Here is a 15,000-nt window from a genome sequence, read left to right as displayed (position 1 = left end):
TGGCCCGTTCAACGACTTCAACGGCGTCGTCGAAGAGATCAATTACGAGAAGAGCCGCCTGCGCGTGGCGGTGCTGATTTTCGGTCGTTCCACGCCGGTCGAGCTCGAGTTCGGCCAGGTGGAAAAGGCCAAGTGACGTTACCCGCACGTTCGTGCGGATAACTCCCGCAGTTGATCCGGCCTTCGGCCGGATAACTCCGGGAAGGCGGGGCGCGGCAATGCCGCGTTCCGGATATCAACGAAAGGAGGAGTCGCCGGTTCGTAGCCGCTGACGTTCGAACTCCAGGAGATAGATCGTGGCAAAGAAGGTTGTCGGTTACATCAAGCTGCAGGTGAAGGCCGGTCAGGCCAACCCCTCGCCGCCGGTCGGTCCGGCGCTCGGCCAGCGCGGCCTGAACATCATGGAGTTCTGCAAGGCGTTCAACGCCGCGACCTCCAAGCTCGAGCCGGGTCTGCCGACCCCGGTCATCATCACGGCCTACTCGGACCGCACCTTCACCTTCGTCACCAAGTCGACCCCGGCTTCGGTGCTGCTGAAGAAGGCCGCCGGTATCCAGTCGGGTTCCAAGCGTCCGAACACCGAGAAGGTGGGCAAGGTCACCCGCGCCCAGCTCGAGGATATCGCCAAGCAGAAGGAAGCCGACCTGACGGCGGCCGACCTGGAAGCGGCGGTGAAGACGATTGCGGGTTCCGCCCGCTCCATGGGTCTCGTGGTGGAGGGCTAAGAACATGGCAATGAACAAGCGCCAGAAGGCCATCCAGGCCGCGGTCGTCCCGGGTAAGGCTTACCCGATCGAGGACGCCATCCAGATCGTCAAGTCCGCCACCAAGGCGAAGTTCGTCGAGTCCGTCGACGTGGCCGTGCGCCTCGGCGTCGACGCCAAGAAGTCCGACCAGCAGGTGCGCGGTTCGACCGTGCTGCCGGCCGGTACCGGCAAGTCGGTTCGCGTCGCGGTGTTCGCGCCGGCCGGTGCGAAGGCTGACGAAGCGCTCGCCGCCGGTGCGGAAGCCGTGGGCATGGACGACCTCGCCGAGAAGATGATGGCGGGTGACCTGAACTACGACGTCGTCATTGCGACGCCGGACGCCATGCGCGTCGTCGGCAAGCTGGGCCAGGTACTCGGCCCGCGTGGCCTGATGCCGAACCCGAAGGTCGGCACCGTTTCGCCGAACCCGGCTGAAGCGGTCAAGAACGCCAAGGGCGGCCAGGTCCGCTACCGCACGGACAAGGCGGGTATCATTCACTGCACGATCGGCAAGGCCGATTTCGACGCCGACAAGTTGAAGGACAACCTCCAGGCGCTGCTGCTCGACCTGATCAAGGCCAAGCCGTCGACCTCGAAGGGCCAGTACCTGCAGAAGATCGCGATCAGCTCGACCATGGGTCCGGGCGTGACCGTCGACCAGGCTTCGCTGACCCTCAAGTAATCGTTTCAAGGCCGGTGGCTCGCGCCGCCGGCCGACTCTTTTGAAGGCGCTGCCGCTTCGGTGGCAGCGACCGTCAAAGACCGCAGGTGCGGTCAGCGCCGACCGGCGACGGGCAGGAAGCTCAGTACGGCAAGGGAAACGCCGTCGGTCGAAGCGGGGCTGCTTAATCGTCAAGCCTGCGTAGATGGTGCCCTTCTGGAAATTCGTTTCTGGACGGCCACCACCGGGATGCCTCGCGGTATCCCCGGCGCCAAGGACCGGTGCCGCCCCGTCCCGCCACGGCTGATGCCGTCGCGGAGTTCAATTGGAGGAGTGCAATGGCTCTCAATCTGTCCCAGAAGCAGGAAGTCGTCGCGGAGCTGGCGGAAATCGCCGGCAAGGCGCACTCCCTGGTCGCGGCCGAGTACGCGGGCACCACGGTCAGTCAGATGACCGAGATGCGCAAGAAGGCTCGCGAAACGGGTGTGTACCTCAGGGTCGTCAAGAACACGCTGGCATCGCGCGCCGTTGAAGGCACCGATTTCGCGTGCGTCCAGGACGCCCTGGTCGGTCCGCTGCTGTATGCGTTCTCGCTCGAGGAGCCCGGCGCTGCCGGTCGCCTGATCAAGGATGCGTCCAAGGGCAACGACAAGCTCAAGGCGAAGGTCGTCTCGGTGGAAGGCAAGCTGCTGCCCGCCGCCCACGTGGACGTCCTGGCCTCGCTGCCGACCCGCGAACAGGCGCTGGCGATGCTCGCCCGCGTGCTGGCCGAACCGGCCTCGATGTTCGCGCGCGCCGTCAAGGCCGTGGCCGATCAGCAGGGTGGCGGCGACGCCGCGCCGGCTGAGGAAGCTGCCGCCGAAACCGCCTGATCGCCGACGTAATTTCCTGAATCCGCTTTAGAAACCTATTTCCGAAAGGTAAATCACAATGTCCGTTACCAACGAGCAGATCGTCGACGCCATCGCCACCAAGTCGCTGATGGAAGTCATGGACCTCGTCAAGGCGATCGAAGAGAAGTTCGGCGTCTCCGCCGCTGCCCCGGTCATGGCCGCGGGCCCGGCCGCCGCCGCCGCTCCGGTCGAAGAGCAGACCGAGTTCAACGTCATCCTGAAGTCGGCTGGCGACAAGAAGGTCGAAGTCATCAAGGCTGTCCGCGCCATCACGGGTCTCGGCCTGAAGGAAGCGAAGGACCTGACCGAGGCCGGTGGCGTCGTGAAGGAAGCCGTGTCGAAGGACGACGCTGCCAAGATGAAGAAGGATCTGGAAGCTGCCGGCGCGACCGTCGAGGTCAAGTAAGCAGCTCTTGCGTCGCCGGATTCCACTGGCGACCAACCGAAGGCTGGGGGCGAACGCCCCCGGCCTTTGGCCGTTGTAGAAGGACCCGGTTTTTCGGAACGTTCCGACCGGTCCGTTGTCCAACCGCCGCGCACCGCGGCGAGGCACCGAGCCCTTCCGTTCCCCGGTTCCAGCGTCAAAGAAACCCAAGAGAGTTGGTAGTTGGAAGCAGCTTCAGAAGGCGTGCAGGTGCCGGCAATACCTGCGGCTTCCAACTGACAGTTCATCCCCTTACGGGGTTGACGGATCGAGTGTCCGAACCATCACAACGCGACGGATCCCCGATCCCCGATCCCCGCTCCAAGAGAGGCGGTAGTTCCCCATGACGACGTACTCGTTCACCGAGAAAAAGCGCATCCGCAAGGATTTCGGCAAGCGCCGCGCGATCCTCGAAGTGCCGTTCCTGCTGGCCATCCAGGTCGACTCGTACCGCGAGTTCCTGCAGGAGCACACCGACCCCGCCAAGCGCGAGGACCGTGGCCTGCATGCGGCCCTGAAATCCGTGTTCCCGATCGCGAGCTACAGCGGCAATGCCGCGCTCGAGTACGTCGGCTACAAGCTCGGCGAACCGGCGTTCGACGAACGCGAGTGCCGCACGCGCGGCATGAGCTACGGCGCGCCGCTTCGCGTGACCGTTCGCCTGGTGATCTACGACCGCGAGTCGTCGACCAAGGCGATCAAGTACGTGAAGGAGCAGGAGGTCTACATGGGCGAGATCCCGCTCATGACCGAGAACGGCACCTTCATCGTCAACGGCACCGAGCGCGTCATCGTCTCGCAGCTGCACCGTTCGCCGGGCGTGTTCTTCGACCACGACCGCGGCAAGACGCACAGCTCGGGCAAGCTGCTGTACTCCGCGCGAATCATTCCGTATCGCGGCTCGTGGCTGGACTTCGAGTTCGACCCGAAGGACGCCGTGTTCTGCCGTATCGACCGTCGCCGCAAGCTGCCGGTGACGATCCTGCTGCGCGCGCTCGGCTACAACAACGAAGAGATGCTGAAGTCGTTCTTCGACATCAACACCTTCCACGTGCTGCCCGAAGGCGTGCAGCTGGAGCTCGTGCCGGAGCGCCTGCGCGGTGAAACGCTGGACTTCGATCTGTCCGATGGTGACAAGGTCATCGTCGAGGCCGGTCGCCGCGTAACCGCGCGCCACGTCCGCCAGCTGGAGCAGGCGGGCATCTCCGCGCTCGCGGTGCCGGACAGCTACCTCGTCGGCCGCATCCTGTCGCACGACGTGATGGACGCGAAGACGGGCGAGCTGATCGCCAACGCCAACGAAGAGATCAACGACGGCCACCTCGAAGCCTTCCGCAAGGCGGGCATCGCGCAGGTCGGCACGCTGTGGGTCAACGACCTCGATCGCGGTCCGTACATCTCCAACACGCTGCGCATCGATCCGAGCAAGACGCAGCTGGAAGCGCTGGTCGAGATCTACCGGATGATGCGTCCGGGCGAGCCGCCGACCAAGGACGCCGCGCAGAACCTGTTCCACAACCTGTTCTTTACCTTCGAGCGCTACGACCTCTCCGCGGTCGGCCGCATGAAGTTCAACCGTCGCCTGGGCCGCAAGGACACCGAGGGCGCATCGGTGCTGTACGACGCCAAGTACTTCCAGGACCGCAAGGACGAAGAGTCCGGCCGCCTGCGTGGCATCTACGGCCAGTCGTCGGACATCCTCGACGTCATCCGCGTGCTGACGGAAATCCGCAACGGTCGCGGCGTGGTCGATGACATCGACCACCTCGGCAACCGTCGCGTGCGCTCGGTCGGTGAAATGGCGGAGAACACCTTCCGCGTCGGCCTCGTGCGCGTCGAGCGCGCGGTCAAGGAACGCCTGTCGATGGCGGAGTCCGAAGGCCTCACGCCGCAGGAACTCATCAACGCCAAGCCCGTTGCCGCCGCGATCAAGGAGTTCTTCGGCTCCTCGCAGCTGTCGCAGTTCATGGACCAGAACAACCCGCTGTCGGAAGTCACGCACAAGCGTCGCGTGTCGGCCCTCGGCCCGGGCGGCCTGACCCGTGAGCGCGCCGGCTTCGAAGTGCGCGACGTGCACCCGACGCACTACGGCCGCGTCTGCACCATCGAGACGCCGGAAGGCCCGAACATCGGCCTGATCAACTCGCTCGCCGTGTTCGCGCGCACCAACCAGTACGGTTTCCTCGAGACGCCGTACCGCAAGGTCGTGGACGGCAAGGTCACCGACGAGGTCGAATTCCTCTCGGCGATCGAAGAGAACGAGTACGTCATCGCCCAGGCCAACGCGCCGCAGGACGACAAGGGCATGATGACCGCCCAGTTCGTGGCCTGCCGCTACCAGGGCGAGTCGCTGCTGAAGGCGCCGAGCGAAGTCCACTTCATGGACGTTTCGCCGATGCAGACCGTGTCGGTCGCGGCCGCGCTCGTGCCGTTCCTCGAGCACGACGACGCGAACCGCGCACTCATGGGCGCCAACATGCAGCGCCAGGCGGTTCCGACGCTGCGTGCGCAGAAGCCGCTCGTGGGCACGGGCATCGAGCGTGCGGTTGCGCGCGACTCGGGCGTGACCGTGAACGCGCGCCGCGGTGGCGTGATCGAGGCGATCGACGCCGCGCGCATCGTGGTCAAGGTCAACGAGGGTGAAGTCAACGAAGGCCTGGACGCCGGCGTCGACATCTACAACCTCATCAAGTACACCCGTTCCAACCAGAACACCTGCATCAACCAGCGTCCGCTGGTGAAGGTTGGTGATCGCGTGGAGCGTGGCGACGTGCTGGCCGACGGTCCGTCGACCGACATCGGCGAGCTCGCGCTGGGCCAGAACATGCTGGTCGCGTTCATGCCGTGGAACGGCTACAACTTCGAAGACTCGATCCTGCTCAGCGAGCGCGTGGTCGAAGAGGATCGCTACACGACGATCCACATCGAAGAGCTGACCGTCCAGGCGCGCGACACCAAGCTGGGGCCGGAGGAAATCACCGCCGACATTCCGAACGTTTCGGAGCAGGCGCTGTCGCGTCTCGACGAGTCGGGCGTGGTGTACATCGGTGCGGAAGTGCGCGCCGGCGACATCATGGTCGGCAAGGTCACGCCGAAGGGCGAGAGCCAGCTGACGCCGGAAGAGAAGCTGCTCCGCGCGATCTTCGGCGAGAAGGCGTCCGACGTTAAGGACAGCTCGCTGCGCGTTCCGCCGGGTATGGACGGCGTCGTCATCGACGTGCAGGTCTTCACCCGCGACGGCATCGAGAAGGACAAGCGTGCGCGTCAGATCGAGGAATCCGAGATCCGTCGCGTCAAGAAGGACTTCGACGATCAGTTCCGCATCCTCGAGGCGGCGATCTACGACCGCCTGCGCGGCCAGCTGCTCGGCAAGGTTGCCAATGGCGGCGCCAGCCTGAAGAAGGGCGACACGGTGACGAGCCTCGTGCTCGACAGCCTCGCCCGCAAGGACTGGTTCACCCTGCGCATGAAGGACGAAGACGCCGTCGAGGCGATCGAGCGCGCGCAGAAGCAGATCGAGGAGTACCAGAAGGAGTTCGAGCGTCGCTTCGCTGACAAGCGCAGCAAGATCACCCAGGGCGACGACCTCGCACCGGGCGTGCTCAAGATGGTCAAGGTCTTCCTCGCCGTTAAGCGCCGCATCCAGCCGGGCGACAAGATGGCCGGCCGCCACGGCAACAAGGGTGTCGTCTCGACCATCGTTCCGGTCGAGGACATGCCCTACAGCGCTAACGGCGAGACGGTCGACATCGTGCTCAACCCGCTGGGCGTGCCGAGCCGAATGAACATCGGCCAGATCCTCGAAGTTCACCTCGGTTGGGCGGCGAAGGGCCTGGGCAAGAAGATCGATCGCATGCTGCAGGCGCAGAACGCGGTGACCGAGCTTCGCAAGTTCCTCGGCGACATCTACAACCACGACACCGCGGTGGTGGGTGAGCGCGTCGACCTGACGCAGTTCTCCGACGAGGAGCTGCTGCGCCTGGCGAAGAACCTCACCGACGGCGTGCCGATGGCGACGCCGGTGTTCGACGGTGCGGCGGAGTTCGAGATCAAGCGCATGCTGGAACTCGCGGAGCTTCCGTCGAGCGGCCAGACGATCCTGCATGACGGTCGCACCGGCGAAGCGTTCGAACGCCCGGTCACGATCGGCTACATGCACATGCTGAAGCTGAACCACCTGGTCGACGACAAGATGCACGCGCGTTCGACCGGCCCGTACTCGCTCGTCACCCAGCAGCCGCTGGGCGGCAAGGCGCAGTTCGGCGGCCAGCGTTTCGGCGAAATGGAAGTCTGGGCGCTGGAAGCCTACGGCGCGGCCTACACCCTGCAGGAAATGCTGACGGTGAAGTCCGACGACGTGCAGGGCCGCAACCAGATGTACAAGAACATCGTCGACGGCGACTACGAGATGGTCGCCGGCATGCCGGAGTCCTTCAACGTCCTCGTGAAGGAAATCCGCTCGCTGGCGATCAACATGGAGCTCGAAGAGCACTGAGAACCGCGCGGCCGGCGCGCCACACGCGCCGGCCTGCCGCACGGAACGTTCTCTACTGCGAATCGCTCCCTAGGAGACTGAAATGAAAGACCTGCTCAATCTGTTCAACCAGCAGCGCACGACGATCGACTTCGACGCGATCAAGATCGGCCTGGCATCGCCGGACCTGATCCGCTCCTGGTCGTACGGCGAAGTGAAGAAGCCCGAGACGATCAACTACCGCACGTTCAAGCCCGAGCGTGACGGCCTGTTCTGCTCGGCGATCTTCGGCCCGATCAAGGACTACGAGTGCCTGTGCGGCAAGTACAAGCGCATGAAGCACCGCGGCGTGGTCTGCGAGAAGTGCGGCACGGAAGTCACGCTGGCCAAGGTGCGTCGCGAGCGCATGGGCCACATCGACCTCGCGTCGCCGGTCGCGCACATCTGGTTCCTGAAGTCGCTTCCGTCGCGCATCGGCCTGATGCTCGACATGACCCTGCGTGACATCGAGCGCATCCTGTACTTCGAAGCCTTCGTGGTGACGGAGCCGGGCCTGACGCCGATGGAACGCGGCCAGCTGCTCACCGAAGAGCAGTTCCTGCAGGCGCGCCAGGAGCACGGCGACGACTTCGAAGCCGCGATGGGCGCCGAGGCGATCTACGAGCTGCTGCGCACGATCGACCTGCAGTCGCAGATGGTGCAGCTGAAGGAAGACATCGCGTCGACGGGTTCGGAGACCAAGCTCAAGCGCCTCACCAAGCGCATCAAGCTGGTCGAAGCCTTCATCGAGTCGGGCAACCGCCCGGAGTGGATGGTCATGACCGTCCTGCCGGTGCTGCCGCCGGATCTGCGTCCGCTCGTCCCGCTGGACGGTGGCCGCTTCGCGACGTCGGATCTCAACGACCTTTACCGCCGCGTCATCAACCGCAACAACCGCCTGCGTCGCCTGCTCGAACTCAATGCGCCCGACATCATCGTGCGCAACGAGAAGCGCATGCTGCAGGAGTCGGTCGATGCGCTGATGGACAACGGCCGTCGTGGCCGCGCCATCACCGGTACGAACAAGCGCCCGCTCAAGTCGCTCGCCGACATGATCAAGGGCAAGCAGGGTCGCTTCCGTCAGAACCTGCTCGGCAAGCGCGTCGACTACTCCGGCCGTTCGGTCATCGTGGTCGGCCCGACGCTGCGCCTGCACGAGTGCGGCCTGCCGAAGAAGATGGCGCTCGAGCTGTTCAAGCCCTTCATCTTCTCCAAGCTGCAGCGCCGTGGCCTCGCCACGACGATCAAGGCGGCGAAGAAGCTCGTCGAGCGCGAAGAAGCGCAGGTGTGGGACATCCTCGAAGAGGTGATCCGCGAGCATCCGGTGCTGCTCAACCGCGCACCGACGCTGCACCGCCTCGGCATCCAGGCGTTCGAGCCGGTGCTCATCGAAGGCAAGGCGATCCAGCTGCATCCGCTCGTGTGCACGGCGTTCAACGCCGACTTCGACGGTGACCAGATGGCCGTCCACGTGCCGCTCTCGCTGGAAGCCCAGCTGGAAGCGCGCGCGCTGATGATGTCGTCGAACAACATCCTGTCGCCGGCGAACGGCGAGCCGATCATCGTGCCGTCGCAGGACGTCGTGCTCGGCCTGTACTACATGACCCGCGCCCTGGTGAACAAGAAGGGCGAGGGCATGGCGTTCGCGAACGTCGCCGAGGTCAAGCGCGCGTACGACAACCGCGTCGTCGAGCTGCATGCCAAGTGCAAGGTCCGCATCACGCAGACCGTGATCGCCGAAGACGGTTCGCGTTCGAAGCAGACCTCGATCGTCGACACCACGGTCGGCCGCGCGCTGCTGCAGGAAATCCTGCCGGACGGCCTGCCGTTCGAGCTCGCCAACACCGAGCTGACCAAGAAGAACATCTCGCGCCTGATCAACAGCTGCTATCGCCAGCTGGGCCTCAAGGACACGGTGATCTTCGCCGACCAGCTGATGTACACCGGCTTCGCGTACGCAACGCGCGCCGGCGTGTCGATCGGCATCGACGACATGACCATCCCGGACGAGAAGAAGGGCATCCTCGCCGAGGCGGAAGCCGAAGTGCTGGAGATCCAGGAGCAGTACCAGTCGGGCCTGGTCACCGCCGGCGAGCGCTACAACAAGGTCGTCGACATCTGGTCGCGCACGAACGAGCGCGTGGCCAAGGCGATGATGGACGCGATCGGCACCGAGATGGTCGAAGGGACCGACGGTAAGCAGGTCGCGCAGAAGTCGATGAACTCGATTTACATCATGGCCGACTCGGGTGCGCGTGGTTCGCAGGCGCAGATCCGTCAGCTCGCCGGTATGCGCGGCCTGATGGCGAAGCCGGACGGCTCGATCATCGAGACGCCGATCACCGCGAACTTCCGCGAAGGCCTGAACGTCCTGCAGTACTTCATCTCGACCCACGGTGCCCGTAAGGGTCTCGCCGATACCGCACTGAAGACGGCGAACTCGGGTTACCTGACGCGTCGACTCGTCGACGTCGCGCAGGACGTGGTCATCACCGAAACCGACTGCGGCACGCTCGAGGGCCTGATGATGACCCCGATCGTTGAAGGCGGCGACGTGGTCGAACCGCTGAAGGAGCGCGTGCTGGGTCGCGTCGTGGCCGAGGACGTGTTCCTGCCGGGCAACGACGAGGATCCGATCGTCACCCGCAATACGCTGCTCGACGAAGCCTGGGTCGCCAAGCTCGAAGAAGCCAGCGTGCAGTCGATCAAGGTGCGTTCGACGATCACCTGCGAAACGCCGTTCGGCGTCTGCGCGTTCTGCTACGGCCGTGACCTCGGCCGCGGCCACCTCGTCAACCACGGCGAGGCCGTGGGTGTCGTCGCGGCGCAGTCGATCGGCGAGCCGGGCACGCAGCTCACCATGCGTACGTTCCACATCGGTGGTGCGGCATCGCGTGCGGCTGCGATCGACAACATCACCGTCAAGACGACGGGTTCGGTCAAGTTCAACAACCTCAAGCACGTCGACCACGCGAATGGCCACCTGGTCGCGGTCTCTCGCTCGGGTGAACTGTCGATCCTCGACGCCCACGGTCGCGAACGCGAGCGCTACAAGCTGCCGTACGGTGCGACGATCACGGTGCGCGACGGTGCGGACGTCAAGGCCGGCCAGCAGGTCGCCAACTGGGATCCGCATAACCACCCGATCGTGTCGGAAGTGAAGGGCTTCATGCGCTTCATCGACTTCATCGACGGCGTCACCGTCATCCAGAAGACCGACGAACTGACCGGCCTCGCCTCGAGCGAGATCACCGATCCGAAGCGTCGTGGTACGCAGGCCAAGGATCTGCGTCCTCTCGTGCGCATCGTCGATGCGAACGGCAAGGACCTGCAGATTCCGGGTACCGATCTGCCGGCGCAGTACATGCTGCCGCCGCGCTCGATCGTCAACCTGCAGGACGGCGCGCCGGTCGGCGTGGGCGACGTGGTCGCCAAGATCCCGCAGGAAGCCTCGAAGACCCGCGACATCACCGGTGGTCTGCCGCGCGTTGCCGACCTGTTCGAAGCGCGCAAGCCGAAGGATCCGGCGATCCTCGCGGAGCGTTCGGGCATCGTCTCGTTCGGCAAGGACACCAAGGGCAAGCAGCGTCTGATCATCAAGGATGCCGAGGGTGGCGAGCACGAAGAGCTGATCCCGAAGTACCGCCAGATCATCGTGTTCGAAGGCGAGCACGTGGAGAAGGGCGAGACGGTCGTCGACGGCGAGCCCAACCCGCAGGACATCCTGCGCCTGCTGGGCGTCGAGCCGCTGGCCGTGTACCTGACCAAGGAAATCCAGGACGTCTACCGCCTGCAGGGCGTCAAGATCAACGACAAGCACATCGAGGTGATCGTTCGCCAGATGCTGCGCAAGGTCGAGATCGCCGACGCCGGCGACAGCAAGTTCCTGGCGGGCGAGCAGGTCGAGCGTCAGCGCGTGATCGAGGAGAACCAGCGCCTCGGCAAGCGCAACGAGATCCTGACCAAGTACGACCCCGTGCTGCTCGGCATCACCAAGGCCTCGCTGGCGACCGAGTCGTTCATCTCGGCGGCGTCGTTCCAGGAGACCACCCGCGTACTCACCGAGGCGGCCGTCCGCGGCACCCGCGACACGCTGCGCGGCCTCAAGGAGAACGTGATCGTCGGTCGCCTGATCCCGGCCGGTACCGGCCTGGCGTACCACAGCCAGCGCCGCAAGAACGCCTCGGGCCTGACCGATCAGGAACTCGAGACGCTGTCCGCGCCGGCGACGATCGAGGAAGCTCCGGCCGCTGCCGAAGCGGCCGAGGGCGGCGAGGAAGAGTGATGCACCGGGCCCGCTTGCCCACGGGCGGGCGGGCCCTGCTATACTTCGCAGGCTAAGCATTACCCGGGCGGCCTTCGGGCAAGCCCCAGATCACCAAATGAGGTCACAGGACGTGCCTCGTATTGGACCCAAGGCAGGGTGGGATCTCGCGACGCGCGCGCCTTATGGCGGTCGCGTGTCGCACAAGTCGAGCCCGCGACCGGTCTATCCGGACGCGGGCTAGGCTTTTTCGTCTTGGCTGGCCCCTCGGGGCTGGCCTTCCGTTTTCCACGGGCCCCGCGCCCAAACGAAGAGCTCCAGATGGCGACCATCAATCAGCTGGTGCGCAAGCCGCGCAGCCCTGAAACCTACAAGAGCACGTCACCGGCCCTGCAGAACTGCCCGCAGCGTCGTGGCGTGTGCACCCGCGTGTACACCACGACCCCGAAGAAGCCGAACTCGGCACTTCGCAAGGTCGCCAAGGTCCGCCTCACCAACGGCTACGAGATCATTTCGTACATCGGCGGTGAAGGTCACAACCTGCAGGAGCACTCGGTCGTTCTGATCCGCGGTGGTCGTGTGAAGGACCTCCCGGGCGTGCGCTACCACACCGTCCGTGGTTCGCTCGACGCCGCCGGCGTCGCCAAGCGTCGCCAGAGCCGTTCCAAGTACGGCGCGAAGCGTCCGAAGTCCTGATTCCGGACGGCGCACCGCGCCGCCGACTGATACGAGAGGTACACGCCAATGTCGCGTAAAGGTTCTACCCCGCAGCGCTCGGTTCTGCCCGATCCCAAGCACGGCAGCGAGACGATCGCCCGTTTCATCAACATGGTCATGCAGAGCGGCAAGAAGTCCGTCGCCGAGAAGATCGTGTACGGCGCGATGGACGTCATCGGCCAGAAGAATCCGAACGCCCTCGAGCTCGTCGAAAAGGCTCTGACCAACGTCGCTCCGGCGGTCGAGGTCAAGTCCCGCCGCGTCGGCGGTGCGACGTACCAGGTGCCGGTCGAAGTGCGTTCGTCGCGTCGTGCGGCGCTCGCCATGCGTTGGTTGATCGACTCCGCCCGCAAGCGCGGCGAGAACTCGATGCCGCGCAAGCTCGCGGCCGAGCTGCTCGACGCCAGCGAAAACCGCGGTGGCGCGATCAAGAAGCGCGAAGAGACGCACCGCATGGCCGAGGCCAACAAGGCCTTCGCGCACTACCGCTGGTGATCTAGCGCTACGAGCGCTACAGGGCGACCACCGTGTCGCCCTTCCACCGGAGGCCGCCTTCAGGGCGGCGTCCGGCCATTTGAGAATCCGAAAACTTACGAGAGGGTCCCGTGGCTCGCACCACTCCCATCGAGCGTTACCGCAACTTCGGCATCATGGCGCACATCGATGCCGGCAAGACCACCACGTCCGAACGCATCCTGTTCTACACCGGCGTCAGCCACAAGATCGGCGAAGTGCACGAAGGTGCCGCGACGATGGACTGGATGGAGCAGGAGCAGGAGCGCGGCATCACCATTACGTCGGCCGCGACGACCGCATTCTGGAAGGGCATGGACAAGTCCCTGCCGGAGCACCGCTTCAACATCATCGATACGCCCGGCCACGTCGACTTCACCATTGAAGTCGAGCGTTCGCTGCGCGTGCTCGACGGCGCGGTGTTCGTGCTGTGCGCCGTCGGCGGCGTGCAGCCGCAGTCGGAGACGGTGTGGCGCCAGGCCAACAAGTACTCCGTGCCGCGCATGGCGTTCGTCAACAAGATGGACCGCACCGGCGCGAACTTCGACAAGGTCGTCGAGCAGCTGAAGTCGCGCCTCGGCGCGTACGCTGTTCCGATGCAGGTGCCGATCGGTGCCGAGGACGGCTTCGAAGGCGTCGTCGACCTGCTCAAGATGAAGGCGATCCATTGGGACGTCGCGTCGCAGGGCACGAAGTTCGAATACCGCGACATCCCGGCGGAACTCCAGGCCAAGGCCGAGGAAGCGCGCAGCTTCATGATCGAAGCCGCGGCGGAAGCGTCCGAAGAGCTGATGGACAAGTACCTCGGTGGCGATGAGCTGACGGAGGCCGAGATCGTGTCCGGCCTGCGCGAGCGCACGCTGCGCGTCGAGATCGTGCCCGTGTTCTGCGGCAGCGCGTTCAAGAACAAGGGCGTGCAGGCCATGCTCGACGGCGTCATCAACCTGCTGCCGTCGCCGGCCGATCGCCCGCCGGTGCAGGGCATCGACGACGACGAGAAGGAAGACAGCCGCAAGGCGTCCGACACCGAGCCGTTCTCGGCGCTCGCGTTCAAGATCATGACGGACCCGTTCGTGGGTTCGCTCACGTTCTTCCGCGTGTACTCGGGCGTCCTGAATTCGGGTGACCAGGTCTACAACCCGGTCAAGTCGAAGAAGGAGCGCGTGGGCCGCATCCTGCAGATGCACGCCAACAACCGTGACGAAATCAAGGAAGTCCGCGCAGGCGACATCGCTGCTGCGGTCGGCCTGAAGGACGTCACGACCGGCGACACGCTGTGCGCACAGGACGCGATCATCACGCTTGAGCGCATGACCTTCCCGGAGCCCGTCATCTCGATGGCGGTCGAACCGAAGACCAAGTCGGACCAGGAAAAGATGGGCATCGCCCTGGGCCGCCTGGCGCAGGAAGATCCTTCGTTCCGCGTGCGCACCGACGAGGAATCGGGCCAGACCATCATCGCCGGCATGGGCGAGCTGCACCTGGACATCCTCGTCGACCGCATGAAGCGCGAGTTCAACGTCGAAGCCAACGTCGGCAAGCCGCAGGTCGCGTACCGCGAGACCATCCGCAAGTCGGTCAAGGTCGAAGGCAAGTACGCGCGCCAGACCGGTGGTAAGGGTCAGTTCGGCCACGTGTGGATCGAGCTGTCGCCGAACGAGCAGGGCAAGGGTTACGAGTTCGAGAACGCGATCGTCGGTGGTGTGATTCCGAAGGAATACATCCCGGCCGTCGACAAGGGCATCAAGGAAGCCGTCGCCAATGGCGTGCTTGCTGGTTACCCGGTCGTCGACGTCAAGGTCAAGCTCGTCGACGGTTCGTACCACGAGGTCGACTCGTCCGAAATGGCGTTCAAGATCGCCGGCTCCATGGCGTTCAAGGAAGGCTTCAACAAGGCGAGCCCGGCGCTACTCGAGCCGATGATGAAGGTCGAGATCGTGTCGCCCGAGGATTACCTCGGTGACGTGATGGGCGACGTCAGCCGTCGTCGCGGCATCCTGCAGGGTCAGGACGACAGCCCGTCGGGCAAGATCATCAACGCGATGATCCCGCTCGGTGAGATGTTCGGCTACGCGACCACGCTGCGTTCGATGTCGCAGGGCCGCGCGACCTTCACGATGGAGTTCGATCACTACGCGGAAGCGCCGGCGAACATCGCCGAGTCGGTGATCAAGAAGAACTGACGAAAACGAATCGCCCCGGGTGCGAATCCGGGGCAACTGATCAACTGAAAAACTGAGGTATTTGCAATGGCCAAGGGTAAGTTCGA

At 64.7% G+C, this 15,000-nt stretch carries 10 protein-coding genes (1 of these 10 only partly in view); all 10 read left to right on the top strand.

What is annotated here, in order from left to right; translation table 11 throughout:
• Positions 1-136, top strand: partial view of a transcription termination/antitermination protein NusG gene (gene nusG, locus ACKTTN_RS14595; RefSeq protein ID WP_407910633.1) — the end only. 437 nt of this gene lie to the left of the window's left edge; the window shows 136 of its 573 coding nt (coding positions 438-573); its start codon lies off the left edge, out of view; it ends in the stop codon at positions 134-136.
• Positions 137-296: 160 nt separating this feature from the next.
• Positions 297-725, top strand: coding sequence for a 50S ribosomal protein L11 (gene rplK, locus ACKTTN_RS14590; protein ID WP_407910632.1), 429 nt, complete (start codon positions 297-299; stop codon positions 723-725).
• A gap of 4 nt (positions 726-729) precedes the next feature.
• Positions 730-1,428, top strand: coding sequence for a 50S ribosomal protein L1 (gene rplA, locus ACKTTN_RS14585; protein WP_407910631.1), 699 nt, complete (start codon positions 730-732; stop codon positions 1,426-1,428).
• Between the two features lie 317 nt (positions 1,429-1,745).
• The gene (gene rplJ / locus ACKTTN_RS14580; RefSeq protein WP_407910630.1) at positions 1,746-2,279 is read left to right on the top strand and encodes a 50S ribosomal protein L10; all 534 of its coding nucleotides are present in this window, start codon (positions 1,746-1,748) and stop codon (positions 2,277-2,279) included.
• Between the two features lie 58 nt (positions 2,280-2,337).
• Positions 2,338-2,706 (top strand): 50S ribosomal protein L7/L12, encoded by a 369-nt coding sequence (gene rplL, locus ACKTTN_RS14575; RefSeq protein WP_407910629.1) that lies wholly within the window; start codon positions 2,338-2,340, stop codon positions 2,704-2,706.
• Positions 2,707-3,067: 361 nt separating this feature from the next.
• Complete coding sequence (gene rpoB, locus ACKTTN_RS14570; protein WP_407910628.1) at positions 3,068-7,219, top strand: DNA-directed RNA polymerase subunit beta; 4,152 nt, start codon at positions 3,068-3,070, stop codon at positions 7,217-7,219.
• Between the two features lie 82 nt (positions 7,220-7,301).
• Positions 7,302-11,522, top strand: coding sequence for a DNA-directed RNA polymerase subunit beta' (gene rpoC / locus ACKTTN_RS14565; protein WP_407910627.1), 4,221 nt, complete (start codon positions 7,302-7,304; stop codon positions 11,520-11,522).
• A gap of 300 nt (positions 11,523-11,822) precedes the next feature.
• Positions 11,823-12,197, top strand: coding sequence for a 30S ribosomal protein S12 (gene rpsL / locus ACKTTN_RS14560; protein WP_407910626.1), 375 nt, complete (start codon positions 11,823-11,825; stop codon positions 12,195-12,197).
• Between the two features lie 48 nt (positions 12,198-12,245).
• Entirely contained in the window at positions 12,246-12,713 is a 468-nt protein-coding gene (gene rpsG, locus ACKTTN_RS14555) for a 30S ribosomal protein S7 (protein ID WP_407910625.1), read from the top strand.
• Positions 12,714-12,823: 110 nt separating this feature from the next.
• On the top strand, positions 12,824-14,914 hold the full coding sequence (fusA, locus tag ACKTTN_RS14550) for an elongation factor G (protein ID WP_407910624.1): 2,091 nt from the start codon (positions 12,824-12,826) through the stop codon (positions 14,912-14,914).
• Positions 14,915-15,000: the final 86 nt, after the last annotated feature.

The sequence above is a fragment of the Lysobacter claricitrinus genome (assembly GCF_045866565.1).
GTDB lineage: Bacteria > Pseudomonadota > Gammaproteobacteria > Xanthomonadales > Xanthomonadaceae > Cognatilysobacter > Cognatilysobacter claricitrinus.
This window is presented reverse-complemented; position numbering and strand designations above follow the sequence as displayed.